General features: G+C 62.0%; 15 protein-coding genes. 14 read left to right on the top strand and 1 reads right to left on the bottom strand.

The features are described from left to right. Nucleotides 1–38 precede the first annotated feature (38 nt). From yajC to F599_RS0106135, 12 genes are all read left to right on the top strand, one after another. Entirely contained in the window at nt 39–317 is a 279-nt protein-coding gene (yajC, locus tag F599_RS0106190; RefSeq protein ID WP_020700521.1) for a preprotein translocase subunit YajC, read from the top strand. Continuing rightward, the gene (locus F599_RS0106185) at nt 314–910 is read left to right on the top strand and encodes a 5-formyltetrahydrofolate cyclo-ligase (RefSeq protein ID WP_019542653.1); all 597 of its coding nucleotides are present in this window, start codon (nt 314–316) and stop codon (nt 908–910) included. The genes yajC and F599_RS0106185 overlap by 4 nt, the downstream gene beginning before the upstream one ends. Nucleotides 911–916: 6 nt before the next feature. Then, nucleotides 917–1,624: a PP2C family protein-serine/threonine phosphatase gene (locus F599_RS0106180; RefSeq protein WP_019542652.1), complete on the top strand. Its 708-nt coding sequence runs from the start codon at nt 917–919 to the stop codon at nt 1,622–1,624. 35 nt (nt 1,625–1,659) lie between these two features. Then, nucleotides 1,660–2,025 (top strand): hypothetical protein, encoded by a 366-nt coding sequence (locus F599_RS0106175; RefSeq protein ID WP_019542651.1) that lies wholly within the window; start codon nt 1,660–1,662, stop codon nt 2,023–2,025. A gap of 137 nt (nt 2,026–2,162) precedes the next feature. Continuing rightward, nucleotides 2,163–3,401, top strand: coding sequence for a protein translocase subunit SecD (gene secD, locus F599_RS0106170; protein WP_173430939.1), 1,239 nt, complete (start codon nt 2,163–2,165; stop codon nt 3,399–3,401). Beyond that, nucleotides 3,394–4,308, top strand: a complete 915-nt coding sequence (gene secF, locus F599_RS0106165) for a protein translocase subunit SecF (RefSeq protein ID WP_019542649.1) — start codon at nt 3,394–3,396, stop codon at nt 4,306–4,308. The genes secD and secF overlap by 8 nt, the downstream gene beginning before the upstream one ends. 206 nt (nt 4,309–4,514) lie before the next feature. Continuing rightward, nucleotides 4,515–6,110, top strand: a complete 1,596-nt coding sequence (locus tag F599_RS0106160) for an NAD(P)/FAD-dependent oxidoreductase (protein WP_019542648.1) — start codon at nt 4,515–4,517, stop codon at nt 6,108–6,110. A gap of 135 nt (nt 6,111–6,245) precedes the next feature. Beyond that, the gene (glmM, locus tag F599_RS0106155; protein ID WP_019542647.1) at nt 6,246–7,595 is read left to right on the top strand and encodes a phosphoglucosamine mutase; all 1,350 of its coding nucleotides are present in this window, start codon (nt 6,246–6,248) and stop codon (nt 7,593–7,595) included. Next, nucleotides 7,595–8,374, top strand: coding sequence for a sirohydrochlorin cobaltochelatase (locus tag F599_RS0106150; protein WP_019542646.1), 780 nt, complete (start codon nt 7,595–7,597; stop codon nt 8,372–8,374). The genes glmM and F599_RS0106150 overlap by 1 nt, the downstream gene beginning before the upstream one ends. Nucleotides 8,375–8,510: 136 nt before the next feature. Then, nucleotides 8,511–8,864: an OadG family protein gene (locus tag F599_RS0106145; protein WP_019542645.1), complete on the top strand. Its 354-nt coding sequence runs from the start codon at nt 8,511–8,513 to the stop codon at nt 8,862–8,864. 21 nt (nt 8,865–8,885) lie between these two features. After that, nucleotides 8,886–10,016, top strand: a complete 1,131-nt coding sequence (locus F599_RS0106140; RefSeq protein ID WP_019542644.1) for a sodium ion-translocating decarboxylase subunit beta — start codon at nt 8,886–8,888, stop codon at nt 10,014–10,016. Between the two features lie 579 nt (nt 10,017–10,595). Next, a complete protein-coding gene (locus tag F599_RS0106135) occupies nt 10,596–11,825 on the top strand; it encodes an aspartate kinase (RefSeq protein WP_019542643.1) in 1,230 nt (409 codons plus the stop codon). Nucleotides 11,826–11,915: 90 nt separating this feature from the next. Here F599_RS0106135 and F599_RS13730 read toward each other — a convergent pair whose 3' ends face one another. Next, nucleotides 11,916–12,641, bottom strand: a complete 726-nt coding sequence (locus F599_RS13730) for a hypothetical protein (protein WP_019542642.1) — start codon at nt 12,639–12,641, stop codon at nt 11,916–11,918. Nucleotides 12,642–12,810: 169 nt separating this feature from the next. Between F599_RS13730 and F599_RS0106125 the strand changes: the two genes are divergently transcribed. Continuing rightward, a complete protein-coding gene (locus tag F599_RS0106125; protein ID WP_019542641.1) occupies nt 12,811–13,212 on the top strand; it encodes a hypothetical protein in 402 nt (133 codons plus the stop codon). 183 nt (nt 13,213–13,395) lie between these two features. After that, entirely contained in the window at nt 13,396–15,969 is a 2,574-nt protein-coding gene (gene clpB, locus F599_RS0106120; RefSeq protein WP_019542640.1) for an ATP-dependent chaperone ClpB, read from the top strand. Nucleotides 15,970–16,062: the final 93 nt, after the last annotated feature.

Genomic DNA, 16,062 nt, shown 5'->3' with positions numbered 1-16,062 from the left:
CCATGTGTTGGGGCGCCCAAAGCAGAAAGGGGTATCTTATGACACAGGAAGTCCAGAGCACAGTTCTGATGATCGCGGTGATGGTCGCGCTCTTCTATTTCATGCTGTATCGTCCGCAGAAGAAGCAGGCCGCGAAGCGCAAAGCGCTGCTCGACAGCCTCGAGATCGGCGTCGAGGTCGTCACGATCGGCGGCATCTACGGGAAGATCACGGCGCTTGACAAGAAGACGGCGACGCTTGAGGTCGCGCCGGGGACGAAGATCACGTTCGCGCGCGCGGCCATCAACGGCAAAGTCACGAAGGATGCAGAACAATGAATGAAGAATTGCTGCTCGCGGCCAAGCGCCGCCTGCGCACGGAGATGACGCGCCGTCGACGCACCATCCCGGAGGCGGAGCGGGAGGCGGCGAGCCGCGCCATGTGCGGGACGCTTTGCGCGCTGCCGCGGTACCAGGCGGCGCGGACGGTATTCGCCTATGCGTCGATGCCGGAGGAGGTGCAGCTCGACGGACTGCTCGCGCACGCTCTTGCAGACGGCAAGCGCGTCGCCATCCCCTGGATCACGGGGCGCGGCACGATGGAGGCCGTAGAGCTTCCATCGCTCGCGGTGCTCGAGCGCGGCGCCTATGGCATCCGCAATGTGCCGGAGCATCTGCGCCGCGCTGTCGCGCCGGAGGAGATCGACCTCGCCATCGTGCCGGGGGCGGCGTTCACCGCGGAGGGGGCGCGCCTCGGGCTCGGCGGTGGCTACTATGACCGCTATCTCGGCGCGCGGGCGCGCGGCGCGTACCGCATCGCGCTTGCGTTCGACGCGCTCCTCACCGCTGAGGTGCCGATGGCGGCACATGACATCGACGTGGCGGAGATCATCACGGAGTCGCGTCATCTGGTTTGCAGGAAGAAACGGTGAGAGTCTATGGAAATCAAGATTGGCATGGCGAAGACCGCCAAGTATGCCAATGAGTACTGCGGTGATACCTGCGATCTCGCGGAGCGTCCGCACGGCGGCATCTCCGCCATCATCGCGGACGGGCAGGGCAATGGCCTCGCGGCACATCATACGAGCAGCTGGGTCGTCACGAAGGCGACGCAGCTCATCGGCGACGGCGCGCGCGACGGCGCTGTCGCGCGCGCTGTGCACGACTATCTCTACGCGATGAAGGATCGCAAGGTCTCCTGCACGCTCACGGTCATCAGCGCGGATCTCGAGTCGGAGACGGTCGTCATCAGTCGCAACTCCAACTGTCCGACTATCGTCGTGACGCCGGAGTACGAGAGCGTCTACGACGACGAGGTCGCGCCCATCGGCGTGCACCGACACATGAAGCCGCGCATGTACGAGGTGCCCTTCACGCCGGGCATGCTCGTCGTCTCGTATACAGACGGCATCGCGCATGCGGGCCGGAAGCATACGGGACATGATGCGGACTTTGAGAAAATCATGGAAATCATCCGCAAGAACACGGCGGAGGATGTGGACTACATAGCGCGCAGCATCATGGAGTACGCGCTCTTCCTCGACAAGGAGAAGGCGTCGGATGATATGACGGTCGTCGTGCTCGGCATTACGGAGGATTCCCCGGGTGCGAAGATCGAGGAGCTCAAGGCCGTTTATCCGTTTTGAGGGGCTCGTGCGGGCTCTTTGGGAGGTATGGCAGTATGCGGATTGCAATCGTCGGTGTCTGCGCGTCGGGAAAGACGACGCTCGTAGCGGGGCTGCGGGCGGCGGGCTACGACGCCTACAATGTGGCGCAGGAGCATTCCTGCATCCATGATTTCTGGAACAAGCACCATCCCGACGTGCTCGTGATGATCGACGCGACGCTCCCGGCCATCCACAAGCGCCGCCTTGTCTATTGGGGCGAGGATCGGCTCGCCGTCCAGCACAAGCGGCTCGCCGATGCCCGCGCGCACGCGGACCTCTATATTCAGACGGACGCGCTCGACGCAGACGCCGTGCGGGAGAAGGTCATCGCGTTCTTGAAAACGCAGCAGGATGCGTCCGCGACAGAGCCGGCACACTGACAGCCTGTTGACTATATTGTTTTGGCATCATAGAAGGGGAGCGCTGGCGTGGTCGGTGATTCCTTCATTCATAAATAAATAGGAGCGCTGCTGCGCTCCATGAGAAAGGATTGAATCAGTTGAGAAAAGACAGTCTCCTGAAGCTCATCGTCTGTGTCGTGGCGATTGTCGGCATTTTCCTCGCTTTCGTCCGTCCGTTGGCGAACTCCATTCGCCAGGGCCTCGACCTGCAGGGCGGCACGCATGTCGTGCTCGAGGCCGAGGATACGGATATCGCGAAGGTCAATGACGACGCGATGAACCGCGTCGTCACCATCATGGAGAAGCGCGTCAACGCGCTCGGCCTCACCGAGCCAATCATCCAGCGCGAGGGCGAGCGCCGCGTCATCATCGAACTGCCGGGTGTCAAGGATCCGGATGCCGCCATCAAGACCATCGGCAAGACGGCGATGCTCGAGTTCAAAGACGAGGACGGCAACACGGTGCTCACAGGTACCGACCTCAAAGACGCGCAGGCGGCGACGAACCAGCAGAATGGACAGAACGTCGTCAACCTCGAGTTCACGGATGAGGGTGCGAAGAAGTTCGCGGATCTCACCTCGAAGAACGTCGGCCGCACGATTGCCATCCTGCTCGACGGCGAGGTGCTCACAGCGCCGAACGTGCGCGAGCCAATCCTCGGCGGCAAGGCGGAGATCTCCGGCCAGAAGTCGCTCGAGGAGGCGCAGAATCTCGCGGTCGTCCTCCGGAGCGGCGCGCTGCCCGTGAAGGTCAACATCATCGAGACGCGCACGGTCGGCCCGTCCCTCGGCCAGGACTCCAAGGATAAATCGGAGTTCGCGTTTGCCGTCGGCATCGGCGCCGTGCTGCTCTTCATGCTGCTCTTTTACCGCGTCTCCGGCTTCATCGCAGACGTCGCGCTCATGGCCTATACGATCATGCTGCTCGCGCTGCTCTACGTCCTCGATGCGACATTGACGCTGCCGGGCGTCGCGGGTATCATCCTTTCCATCGGCATGGCGGTCGATGCGAACGTGCTGATTTTCGAGCATTTCAAGGAGGAGTACCAGATCCAGGGCAAGACGCTGCGGCTCTCGATGGATTCTGGCTTCAAGCGCGCGTTCACGACGATCTTCGACTCGAATGTCACGACGCTCATCGCGGCGGGCGTGCTCTTCTTCCTCGGCACGGGCACGATCCGCGGCTTCGCCATCACGCTCGGCCTCGGCACGCTGCTCTCGATGTTCACGGCCATCACGCTCACGCAGTACATGCTGAAGCTGATGATTGCCTCGAAGCTCTTCAGCAATCCTGCCGCCTACGGCGCGACGGGCTTCATGCTTTGGAAAAAGGAGGATTTGAAGAAGAATGCCTAAATTCGATCTTGCGGGCCATCGGAAAATCTGGTTCCTTATTTCCGCGCTCATCATCATTCCCGGTATCATCTGCATGTTCGTGCGGGGCTTCAATTTCGGTATCGACTTCACGGGCGGCACGATCATCGACCTCAAGTTCGCGCAGCCGGTCACGATCGCCGAGGTGCGCACGAGTCTCGCGAAGTACGGCCTCGACGGCAGCACCATTCAGCTCTCCGGCGCGCAGTCGGATGTCACTTCCTCGGAGGACGTGATGATCCGCACGACGGATCTCGAGGAGGAACAGCGCAAGGAAGTCATGGCGACACTCAAGCAGGACGTCGGCGACTATACGGTGCTGCGTGAGGAGAAGGTCGGCGCGACCATCGGCGGCGAGCTCATCACGAACGCGCTCGAGGCGCTCGTCATCTCCTGGGCGCTCATCATCCTCTACGTCGCCTATCGTTTCGAGTGGAAGTTCGGTGTGGCGGCTGTGCTCGCGCTCATCCACGATATCCTCATCGTGCTCTCGGTCTTCTCGCTCACGCAGCGGCAGATCGACTCCTCGTTCATCGCGGCGCTTCTGACCATCGTCGGTTACTCGATCAACGATACCATCGTCATCTTCGACCGCATCCGCGAGAACCTGCGCCTGCATTTCCGCAGGAATGGCGACGTGAACGCGCTCGTCAACACGAGCGTTTACCAGACCCTCACGCGTTCGCTCTACACGGTGTTCACTGTGCTCTTCACGACGTTCGCGCTCTATTTCTTCGGCGGCGAGACGACGAAGGACTTTGCGTTCGCGCTGCTCGTCGGCTTCGGCGTCGGCTGCTATTCGTCCATCTTCATCGCGAGCCCGCTCTGGATCGTGTTCCGCGGCTGGTCGGAGAAACGCCACGCGGCGAAGGTCGCGGCGGCGAAATAAAGCGGCTTGCAGCTGGTAACGGCTGTGGCGCGGGAGCGTCTCATCTGTGTTTTTGCGGGGCTGTCGCATACGCGGCGGCCCCGTTGCTGTATGCGGCGAGCGCTTGCTCTGGATTGACTTTTCTCTTGATTTAGAGTAGGCTAAGTCTGTAGTTTCGTATTTTGGTCGTGAAGTGATGGCGTTTTCAATCGGAAAGGGGGAGCTTGTTGCTTCGGATTAAAGATTTTTCGGTGCCGTTTGACGATGAGACGCCGCTCGCGCAGTTGGCGGCGCAGAGGCTCGGCGTGCGCGCGGAGGAGATCGTCTCCGTCGCCATCGTGCGCAAGGCCGTCGACGCGCGGCGCTATCATGGCGCGCCGCTCCTCTTTGTCTACGTGCTCGATGTAGCAGTCAGGCAGGAGCGGGCGGTGCTCGCGCGGCTGCGGCGCGACCGCAAGGTGGAGCGGCGGCAGCCGCAGCCGCGGCCGCCCATCCTAGAGCGGCCGCTCGGGAAGGGAGAACGGCGTCCCGTTGTCGTGGGATTTGGTCCCGCGGGGATGTTCGCGGCACTCACGCTCGCGCGCGCGGGACAGGCGCCGCTCGTCCTGGAGCGCGGTCAGGATGTCGATACGCGTCATCGCGATATTTTGTCGTTCTGGCACGGCGGCGCCTTTTCGCCCACCTCGAATGTGCAGTTCGGCGAGGGCGGCGCGGGGACGTTCTCCGACGGCAAGCTCACGACGCGCATCAGCGATCCGCACATGCGCGATGTGCTCGAGGCATTCGTTGCGGCGGGCGCGCCGCAGGAGATCCTTTACCTGCATAAGCCGCACATCGGTACGGATCTTTTGCGCACGGTCGTAAAGAACCTGCGTGAGGAGATCCGCCGCCTTGGCGGCGAGGTGCGCTTCGGCGCGCAGGTCACGGATGTGGAGCTCGCGGGCGGACGGCTCGCCGCGCTCATCGTTGCGGGAGAGGAGCGCGTCGCGGCGGATGCAGCATTTTTCGGCATCGGCCATTCGGCGCGCGATACGTATGAGATGCTCTATGCGCGCGGGCTCGCGATGGAGGCGAAGGCGTTCGCTGTGGGCGTGCGCATCGAGCATCCGCAGGACTTCATCGACCGGGCGCAGTACGGCGCGGATGCCGGCCAGCCGCGATTGCCGGTCGCGGACTACGCGCTGACGTATCAGGATCGTGAGACGGGGCGCGGCGCGTACTCGTTCTGCATGTGTCCGGGCGGACAGGTCGTCGCGGCGGCCTCGGAGGCGGGTCGGCTCGTGACGAACGGCATGAGCAACTACCGCCGCGACTCCGGTGTCGCGAACGCCGCGTTGCTCGTGCAGGTGACGCCTGAGGATTTCGGTCCCGGCGTGCTCGCGGGCGTCGCGTTCCAGCGCGACTATGAGGCGCGCGCGTTCGCGGCGGGCGGCGGGGATTATTTTGCGCCCGTGCAGTCGGTCGGCGATTTCCTCGCGGGGCGCGCGGGGAGCAGTGATTTCCTCGTGCCGCCCTCCTACGCGCCGGGCGTGCGGACGGCGCGGCTCGCGGACTGCCTGCCGCCTGCCGTCTGTGCGACGCTCGCGCACGCGCTGCCGCAGTTCGACCGCCGCATCCCCGGCTTTGCCGCGCCGGATGTGCCGATGACGGGCATCGAGACGCGCTCGTCAGCGCCAGTGCGGATCCGCCGCGACCGGCAGACGTTCCTCGCCGAGCGGACGCCCGGCATCTATCCCATCGGGGAGGGGGCGGGCTACGCGGGTGGCATCATGAGTGCGGCCGTCGACGGCATGAAAGCGGCGCTCGCTTATCTGGAGGTCTGATGCTGTGCTGCGCCGAGGCGCCTGGTACGGGGCAGGCGGATGCCTGCGCTTGAACAGGGCCGCCGGGTGATGCGTGGCGGCAAGGGGAGCGGGCTCCCCAGCTTTTGCATTTTTGAGATTTAGGAGGATATTTTCATGGCAAGACTTTTTGGCACGGACGGCGTCCGTGGAGAGGCGAATGTGACCCTGCTGCCGGAGATGGCGTACCGTCTCGGCCGGGCGGCGACGCTGTATTTCGGACGCGAGTCGGACGAGCAGCCGCTCATCCTCATCGGCCGCGATACGCGCATTTCCGGTGAGATGTTCGCCTCGGCGCTCACGGCCGGCATCTGCTCCGCCGGCGGCCGCGCAATGCTCGCGGGGGTGATTCCGACGCCGGCTATCGCGTATCTCGCCCGCCGTCACAAGGCGAAGGCGGGCATCGTGATCTCCGCCTCGCACAATCCATTCCACGACAACGGCATCAAGTTCTTCGGCGGCGACGGCTACAAGCTGCCCGACGCGGTCGAGGATGAACTCGAGGCCATCGTGCATCAGCTCGAGCAGGATGACAACCTCGCGCGTCCCTCGGGCGACAAGATTGGCCATATCGAATACCGCACGGATCTTTTGAACCAGTATATCGAGTTCGTACTCTCCACCTGCAAGGAGCGTTTCGACGGGATGAGCGTCGTACTCGACTGCGCGAACGGTGCCGCCTACGAGGTCATGCCGCGCGTGCTGCGCGAGCTCGGCGCGAAGGTCAAGGTCATCCACGCGCTGCCGAACGGCGTCAACATCAACGATCACTGCGGCTCGACGCATCTCGAGTCGCTGCAGCGCGCCGTGCTCGAGAACCACGCGGATTTCGGCATCGCACACGACGGCGACGCCGACCGCTGCCTCTGCGTCGACGAGAAGGGACAGGTCATCGACGGCGATCATATCCTCGTGATGTGCGCGCAGGATATGATCAAGAAGGGCACGCTGCCCTACAATACGGTCGTGACGACGGTCATGGCGAACATCGGCTTCCATAAAGCCATCAAGGCGGCGGGCGGCCGTGCGGAGGTCACGCAGGTCGGCGACCGCTATGTGCTCGAGAATATGCTCAAGAACGGCTACAAGATCGGCGGCGAGCAGTCCGGCCATATCATCTTCACGGATTTCAGCACGACGGGCGACGGCCCCATCACGGCGCTCCAGGTGCTCTCTTCGCTCAAGCGCAGCGGCCGCAAGGCGTCTGATCTCACGAACCTCATGACGACGTATCCGCAGCTGCTCGTCAACGTCAAGGTCGCGACGAAGGACGGCTGGGAGGAGAACGAGGCCATCAAGGCGGCAATCGCCGCGGGCGAGCAGGAGCTCGGCAGCGACGGCCGCATCCTCGTGCGCCCGTCCGGCACGGAGCCGCTCATCCGCGTCATGGCGGAGGGACCGGATCAGGCACAGCTCGATACCATCTGCCATCGCATCGCCGATGTCGTGAAAAAGGAGCAGGGCTGATGCGGCAGGCCATCGTGCTCACGAGCTTCGGCGTCGCTGACGCCGCGGAGCGCGCACGGACCATCGACTGCATCGCGCTCGACCTGCGTGCGAAGTTCAAGGACTACGACGTGCTGGAGGCGTATACCTCGGCATTCCTGCGCAAGAAGATCCGCGCGCAGGAGGGGCGCGAGATTCCCGCGCTCCCTGATGTACTAGAGCGCCTCGTGCAGGACGCCTACACGCGCGCGCTCATCCTGCCCACGCATCTGACAGCGGGCGAGGAGTACGAGGCGAAAATCCGCGCGCCCTACGAGGCGTACCGCGACCGCCTCGCGGATCTGCGCCTCGCGGCGCCGGTGCTCGCGGGCGCGGAGGACGATCCGCGCGTGCTCACGGCGCTGCTCATGGATCTCCATGTACGGCCGGGCGAGCAGCTCGTGCTCATGGGGCATGGTTCGCCGCACCGCCACAACCCCGTCTACGACGCGCTGCAGGCGCATATCGACAGCGAGGGGCTGCCCATCCATGTCGGCGTGCTCGAGCCGTCGGACACGCCGCGCTTCGACGATGTACTCGCGCGCCTGCGCGCGTCGGCGGCATCGGAGGTACTGCTCGCGCCGCTCCTCCTGACGGGCGGCCGCCATGTGCGCCAGGATCTCGCGGGCGAGCAGCCGGACTCCTGGGCGTCGCGCCTCCGCACGGCGGGGTTTTCCGTGCGCGTGAGTATGCACGGCCTCGGTGAGTATCCCGCTTTCCGCGCGCTCTATCTCGCAAAGGCGGCAGAGGCACTGGCGTGATAACATGATGTTATCTATTTTTGAACAATAACCTATGGTAATAGTTCAGATACAAAGAAAATATTTCAAATTGTATAAACAATAATATATAATGATGTACAAAACGTTCCTATCAATACTATAATGAGGTGAGTGTATGTCAGAGCCAGTAACGACGAATCCCTTTGTCATCATGCTGATCAACATGACGGTTGTCTTCATCGTCCTCATCGCCTTGGGTTTGGTCATCAACCTGATTCACGCGATTGACCCGACCAAGGAGAAGGCGGCTCCCCAGAAGGAGGCACCGGCGCCAGCGCCGACACCTGCGGCGCCCGCTCCCGAGCCTGTGTCCGCGGACGGCGTATCGCCTGAGGTCATCGCTGTCATCGCCGCCGCGCTCGCGAGCTATGGCTACGGGCCGGCGGCCATCCGCGCCGTGCGCCCCATCGAGCGTGACGGCTGGAAGAACGCCGGCCGGAGCTTCGGCGTACAGCGGACGCTCGAATAAGACAGGAGGGGAGGAACCACCATGGAAATCATCAATGCTTTTGTCATTTCGCTGCAGGCCGTCTGGGCGGACAGCGGCTTCTCGGCGTTCACGATGGGCAACGCCATCATGATCCTCGTCGGCCTCGTGCTGCTCTACCTGGCGATTGCCAAGGAGTATGAGCCACTGCTGCTCGGCCCGATTGCCTTCGGCTGCATCCTCGCGAACTTCCCGCGCACGGGATTCCTCGAGGATCCAGGTCTCATGCTCGCGATCCACTACGGCATCGCGAACGAGATCTTCCCGCCGCTCATCTTCCTCGGCATCGGCGCGATGACGGACTTCGGCCCGCTCATCGCCCGTCCATCGACGTTGCTGCTGGGCGCGGCGGCGCAGATCGGCGTCTTCGTCTCGCTCGTCGGCGCGATGATGCTCGGTTTCACGGAGAAGGAGGCAGGCGCCATCGGCATCATCGGCGGCGCGGACGGCCCGACGGCCATCTACCTCTCCATCCAGATGGCGCCGCATCTCCTCGGCGCCATCGCGGTTGCCGCGTATTCCTACATGTCGCTCGTGCCGCTCATCCAGCCGCCGGTCATGAAGCTCCTCACGACGCAGAAGGAGCGCGAGGTCGTCATGGAACAGATGCGCACGGTCACGAAGTTCGAGCGCATCTGCTTCCCCATCGTCTCGGCCATCCTCATCAGCCTGCTGCTGCCGCCAATCGCCTCGCTGCTCGGCATGCTCATGCTCGGCAATCTCTTCCGCGAGTCGGGCGTCATGGATCGCCTCTCTGACACGGCGCAGAATTCCCTCTGCAACATCGTCACGATCTTCCTTGCTACGGGCACGGGCATGACGATGAGCGCGGAGAGCTTCCTCGTGCCGCAGACGCTGCTCATCATCTTCCTCGGTCTCGTCGCGTTCATCTTCGGCACGGCGGGCGGCGTGATCTTTGGCAAGATCATGTGCCGCGCGACGGGCTGGAAGGTCAACCCGCTCATCGGCTCGGCCGGTGTCTCGGCTGTCCCGATGGCGGCGCGCGTGAGCCAGGTCGTCGGCATGAAGGCAAAGCCGGGCAACTACCTGCTCATGCATGCCATGGGCCCGAACGTCGCTGGCGTCATCGGCACGGCTGTCGCAGCCGGCACGATGCTCGCGATGCTGAAGTAAATATCGTATCTCGCAGGAGCTGCCAACGGCGCGCATCGCATCGCACCGTTGGCAGCTCTTTTCGTTGCAAGCGCGAACATGGCATGTCCGGGATGTGGGGCCGAAGCGGGCATGTCATGATGGCTGTACGCTTGTGCGTTCAGGATGTCTGCTGCGTACGGCAGCGTCATAGCTGACACCCACCGCGTGCCAATGCGTTCCGTTGGCGGGGGAACTTGTATGCGGGCAGATGGCACTTCTTGACGATGTTTGCGTGTTGCGCACAAGGGTGTATATCAACCGTTGATAAGTTTACACAAATTTCTCTATATATGTAGACAGATGGTGGATTTTTTTGTATAATAGGCCGTAATTGGTTGTGAATCAGGGTATCGGTTCGCCGAGGCCTTAAGGAACCACTGATTAATTCAGCACTCCGTCTTCACGCGTCTGTGCTGTCCTCTCGTCGTCGACAAATCCTCAGCGTAGCTTCGGCTATGCCTGCGGTTTGTCTCCTAGAGAGATACAGCGCATCCACGTAAATCCGGAGCACTTCATTTAATCAGCGGTTCCTTAGATGGATATTGTAGGGGGAGAATCATGGCGCTTATTGTCAAGAAATTCGGTGGCAGCTCTGTTGCCACCACGGAAAAAATCATGAATGTTGCCAAGCGGGTGCTCAAGGAAAAGCAGCCGGGCGACCAGATCGTCATGGTCGTGTCCGCGATGGGCGACACGACGGACGACCTCATCAAGCTCGCGCAGGGCATCAACAAGGATCCGTACCAGTATACGCGCGAGATGGACATGCTGCTCACAACGGGCGAGCAGGTCTCCATCGCCCTCCTCGCGATGGCGTTCAAGACGCTCGGCCAGCCGGCCATTTCGCTCACGGGTCCGATGGCGGGCATGCAGACGAACTCCGTCCACACGAAGGGGCGCATCGTCGATATCACGCCGGAGCGCGTGCAGGAGGAGCTCGACAAGGGCAACATCGTTGTCGTCGCTGGTTTCCAGGGCGCGGACGAGAAGCGTGATCCCGTGACGCTCGGACGCGGCGGTAGCGATACGTCGGCCGTCGCGCTCGCGGGCGCGCTCAAGGCGGACAGCTGCGAGATCTTCACCGACGTCGACGGCATCTATAGCGCCGACCCGCGCATCGTGAAGGGTGCGCGCAAGATGAAGGAGATCACCTACAACGAAATGCTCGAGATGGCGCGCCTCGGCGCCGGCGTCATGCAGCCGCGCTCGGTGGAGATGGGCGAGTATTTCCACATCCCCATCCATGTGCGCTCGACCTTTACGACGAAACCCGGAACGATCATTAGGGAGGATTATACGATGGAAGATAAAGATTTTGTGATTCGCGGCGTAGCTCATGACGACAAGGTGGCAAAGATTGCCGTGCTCGGCATCCCGAACACGCCGGGCATCGCGCATGAGATTTTCTCGGCGCTCGCTGCGGCCAGCATCGACGTCGACATGATCGTGCAGAGCATCCGCAACATTGAGAAGAACGTCACGGACATGGTCTTCACGGTGGCGTCTGACGACCTCAATCAAGCGAAGCAGGTCGTCGACAAGGTGGCGGACAAGCTCAACGCCATCGCCGTTCTCGTCGAGGAGGATGTGGCGAAGGTCTCCATCGTCGGCGCAGGCATGCTCGGCAATCCGGGCACGGCGGCGCGCATGTTCGGCGCCCTCTCGCGCGCGGGCATCAACATCGACATCATCAGCACGTCGGAGATCAGCATCAGTTGCCTCGTCAAGGGCTCGGAGCTCAAGGAGGCTGTGAACGCGATCCATGACGAGTTCTTCCCGAAGAACTGAGCAGCGGATCGGAACGATACGAAAAAGGCATCAGGGAACTCCCACAGTAGGGGGGGCTCTGATGCCTTTTGATATGATATCGAGCAACCGTCAGTTGTCGCTATAATAATGCGCTGTGAGGTCAAGGAGATTGCTCGCGACGTTGTAGAGGAAATCCCAGCGGTTGATGCCCTGGCCGTCACAGGAGAAAACATAGTCGCCCTGCGTCCAGCAAGCCGCAAATTCCGTGGGGCTGATCTCGGCGAGGAGCAGCGGCATGCCGTCCTGCGTATAGGGCAGCCAGGAAACGGAATATATGCCGGAGAGTGCGGTGGCTATCGTCGCGGCATCGCGGCCCTTGATATTCGCCTTCCGCGTCGTACGTACGGAGAACGTCGCGCGCTGCTCCGGCAAGCCGTAGCGAGAGGTATAGCGCATATCGCTCGTTTCCCCGTCGATGACGAAAGCATCCGTGAGTTCATAGCCGGAACTCTTGGGCAGGATGAGCGGGCGGAAACCGAGGACAGAGTACATCTCATCGTAGGAAGTATAAGGGATGAGCGGATTCGGCTCCGCTGCGGCAGGGGTGTCCGCTGCGGCAGGTGTGGCGGCAGTGGGCGATTCCTTGGCGGCAGGCTGTGCCGTGGCTCCCTTTGCTGTAGCAGACGCTTTTGCTGTTTTTGTTGCGGTTGCCGCGTCTGTTGTCGTTCTCGTCGTCTCCGAGAGGATGGCAGCGGACTCTGCCGCCGTATTTTCCGCCGGCGCGGCAAAGGCCGGCAGGGTGTTCATGGTCAGAGCTGCCGCGAGGATGGCGGCAGCAGCGGAATGCTTCTGCAAGAAAATTCCCCCTATCAATAGTTTACTTCATTCTAGCATAGATTCCAGCGGATGTCATATTACGTGGAAACAAGGGTTTTATCGGCTGGACGTCGAATAGAAAAAAGAGATGTGGGTGTGTACAATCGGACGGAAAAAGTGGCTCGTAGCAGAAAGAGGAGTGTGGCACATGGGGCAGAAGCAGTTCAATGAGCGGCTGGAGAGCGTCATCCATGCAGCGCGCGTGCGCTTCATGGAGCGCTTGCGGGAGGCGTATTTCCATGGGTACGCGGAGAAGCTTCTTCGGCGCTATCACCTGGCGGATGCTTTGCTGGAGGCACGCTCTGAGAGCGGGCTGCTGTCCTTGGAAAAAGCGGCGGCAGATCTCCTCGAGGCGCGCATCCGCAGGGCGCGGCGCGGCGGCTATCTGGCCGCTTGCCTACGGGAGCTGCACATGGAAGATCTGCTGCGGCGGAAGAGGAAGCAACCGGTGCTCTTGCTCGTACAAAGAGAAAATGAGGCGGCGGCCGCGGCTGTTGCTGACGCTCCTGCTGCGCGTGGGTTGCACGCCTCACTTCGCTGCGTGAAATAGGTGCGCAGCGCAGCGGGCATCTGCGCTTTCGCGATGCTGGATGGCAGATTTCGTCGGAGGATAGCAAGAATTTTTCTCCTAAAAGTCAAAAAATCAAAATAATGTTTGACATTTTGACTTTTACGAGTATAATAAGGTTCAGAAAGACAAAAGAAAACAACTTCTGCTCAGGAGGGATTTATGATGGGAGAAGAAAAATATACGGCAAAGACGCTGGCCGCGCTGCAAGCCGCGCAGCAGACGGCGGCCCTGCGCTATCACCAGGAGATCACGTCGCTCCACGCGTTGCTCGCGCTCGCGAAGGAGCCGGAGGGTCTGCTGCAGACGATTTTTGACGACTGCGGCGTCGATCTCGGCATGCTCCGCTCGCGTCTCGAGCAGGAGCTCGCGAAGATTCCGAGCGTCAAGGGGCAGGATCGCCTCACGATGGGCATGGACATGGTGCGCGTGCTCGCGAAGGCGCAGGAATACGCGAAAATCATGAAGGACGACTATGTGAGCACCGAGCATCTCCTGCTCGCGCTCGTGACGGACGGCAGCGAGGATGTGCAGTCCATCTGCCGCGATTTCAAACTCACGAAGAGCAACATCCAGAGCTCGATTAAGAAGAACCGCAAGCAGAACGTCACGAGCGAAAATCCGGAGGAGGGCTACAAGTCGCTCGAGAAATACGGCCGCGACCTCACGGCGGCCGCGCGGGCGGGCAAGCTCGATCCGGTCATCGGCCGTGATGAGGAGATCCGTCGCACGATCGAGATCCTCTCGCGGCGCACGAAGAACAACCCGGTGCTCATCGGCGAGCCGGGCGTCGGCAAGACGGCCATCGTCGAAGGCCTTGCCCGCCGCATCGTCGCGGGCGATGTGCCGGAGTCGCTGAAGAACAAGACGCTCTACTCGCTCGACATGGGCTCGCTCGTCGCGGGCGCGAAATTCCGCGGCGAGTTCGAGGAACGGTTGAAGGCCGTGCTCAATGAGATCGTGAAATCCGACGGGCAGATCCTCCTCTTCATCGACGAGGTGCACACCGTCGTCGGCGCCGGAGCCGCAGAGGGCTCGATGGACGCGGGCAATCTTTTGAAGCCGATGCTCGCGCGCGGCGAGCTGCGCTGCATTGGTGCGACGACGCTCAATGAGTATCGCAAGTACATCGAGAAGGACGCCGCGCTCGAGCGCCGCTTCCAGCCGGTCATGGTCGACCAGCCGAGCGTCGAGGATACCATCTCCATCCTGCGCGGCCTCAAGGAGCGCTATGAGGTCCATCACGGCGTGCGCATCCGCGATGCGGCGCTTGTCGCGGCGGCGACGCTCTCTGACCGCTACATCTCCGATCGTTTCCTGCCGGACAAGGCCATCGACCTCGTCGATGAGGCCGCGGCCAAGCTGCGCACGGAGATCGAGTCCATGCCGGCGCCGCTTGACGAGGTGCGCCGCAAGCTCATGCAGCTGACCATCGAGGAACAGGCGCTCAAGAAGGAGACGGATGAGGCCTCGAAGGAACGCCTCACGAAGCTCCAGCAGGAGAAAAACGAGCTTACCACCAAGGAGGCGGAGCTCAAGTCCGCCTGGGAGAAGGAAAAGCAGGGCATCCTGCGCGTACGCGCTATCAAAAAGGAAATCGACGGCGTGAACAGCGAGATGGAGGCAGCCGAGCGCGCCTACGACCTCAACAAGCTCTCCGAGCTCAAGTACGGCAAACTGCCGGCACTCCAGAAGCAGCTCGAGGAGCAGGAGGCGGAGATCAACAAGAAGTCAAAAGATCAGCGCCTGCTCAAGGAAGAGGTCGGCGAGGAGGACATCGCGAGCGTCGTCTCGCGCTGGACGGGCATCCCCGTCACGAAGATGCTCACGGGCGAGCGCGAGAAGCTTCTGCACCTGCCGCAGGTTCTCCACGAACGCGTCGTAGGCCAGGATGAAGCCGTGCGCGCCGTCAGCGACGCCATCCTGCGCGCGCGTGCGGGTATCAAAGATCCGAACCGGCCCATCGGCTCGTTCATCTTCCTCGGCCCCACAGGCGTCGGCAAGACCGAGCTCGCCAAGACGCTCGCGGAGGCGCTCTTTGACGACGAGCGCAGCATGATCCGCATCGACATGTCCGAGTACATGGAGAAGCACAGCGTCTCGCGCCTCATCGGCGCGCCTCCGGGATACGTCGGCTACGACGAGGGTGGCCAGCTCACCGAGGCCGTGCGCCGCCGTCCGTACAGCGTCATCCTGCTCGACGAGATCGAGAAAGCGCACCGTGACGTATTCAACGTCCTGCTCCAGATCCTCGACGACGGGCGTCTCACAGACGGCAAGGGACGTGTCGTGAACTTCAAGAACACTGTCATCATCATGACGAGCAACCTCGGCTCGCAGGAAATCCTCAATAAGGATTACGAGGAGGCCAAAGCCGCCGTCAAGGGGATCCTCAAAGACTACTTCCGCCCTGAGTTCCTCAACCGTGTCGATGACATCATCGTCTTCAAGGCACTCGCGAAGGAACAGGTCAAGGACATCGCCGCCATCCTGCTCAAAGCACTCAACGAGCGCATGGAGCGCCAGACGAAGATCACTCTTACCTGGGACGACGCCGCGCTCACGGCGCTTGCCGAGCAGGGCTTCGATCCGAGCTTCGGCGCGCGTCCGCTGCGCCGCCTGCTCTCGCACAAGGTCGAGACGGCCCTCTCGAAGGAAATCATCAGCGGCACCGTCGGCGAAGGCGATACTGTGAACATGAGCTACGAGAACGGCGCGTTTACGTTCAAGAAAGTATGATTGGTGGATTCTAAAAAGGGGCTGTCTCACGAAAGCATTTTCGTGCGGATAGCCCCGTTTTCTTTGACCTCAATCACGGTCATCTGACACTGG

The sequence above is a fragment of the Selenomonas bovis DSM 23594 genome, assembly GCF_000381005.1.
GTDB lineage: Bacteria > Bacillota > Negativicutes > Selenomonadales > Selenomonadaceae > Selenomonas_C > Selenomonas_C bovis.
The sequence above is the reverse complement of the archived record's forward strand: the minus strand, read 5'-3'. Positions and strand labels throughout refer to the sequence as shown.

Excerpts from the sequence above, each read along its gene's own strand:
- clpB (WP_019542640.1), top strand. The coding sequence starts at position 13,396 with ATGGGAGAAGAAAAATATACGGCAAAGACGCTGGCCGCGCTGCAAGCC.
- F599_RS0106145 (WP_019542645.1), top strand. The coding sequence starts at position 8,511 with ATGTCAGAGCCAGTAACGACGAATCCCTTTGTCATCATGCTGATCAAC.
- F599_RS0106180 (WP_019542652.1), top strand. The coding sequence starts at position 917 with ATGGAAATCAAGATTGGCATGGCGAAGACCGCCAAGTATGCCAATGAG.
- F599_RS0106150 (WP_019542646.1), top strand. The coding sequence starts at position 7,595 with ATGCGGCAGGCCATCGTGCTCACGAGCTTCGGCGTCGCTGACGCCGCG.
- F599_RS0106140 (WP_019542644.1), top strand. The coding sequence starts at position 8,886 with ATGGAAATCATCAATGCTTTTGTCATTTCGCTGCAGGCCGTCTGGGCG.
- F599_RS0106125 (WP_019542641.1), top strand. The coding sequence starts at position 12,811 with ATGGGGCAGAAGCAGTTCAATGAGCGGCTGGAGAGCGTCATCCATGCA.
- yajC (WP_020700521.1), top strand. The coding sequence starts at position 39 with ATGACACAGGAAGTCCAGAGCACAGTTCTGATGATCGCGGTGATGGTC.
- glmM (WP_019542647.1), top strand. The coding sequence starts at position 6,246 with ATGGCAAGACTTTTTGGCACGGACGGCGTCCGTGGAGAGGCGAATGTG.
- F599_RS0106175 (WP_019542651.1), top strand. The coding sequence starts at position 1,660 with ATGCGGATTGCAATCGTCGGTGTCTGCGCGTCGGGAAAGACGACGCTC.
- secF (WP_019542649.1), top strand. The coding sequence starts at position 3,394 with ATGCCTAAATTCGATCTTGCGGGCCATCGGAAAATCTGGTTCCTTATT.
- F599_RS0106135 (WP_019542643.1), top strand. The coding sequence starts at position 10,596 with ATGGCGCTTATTGTCAAGAAATTCGGTGGCAGCTCTGTTGCCACCACG.
- F599_RS0106185 (WP_019542653.1), top strand. The coding sequence starts at position 314 with ATGAATGAAGAATTGCTGCTCGCGGCCAAGCGCCGCCTGCGCACGGAG.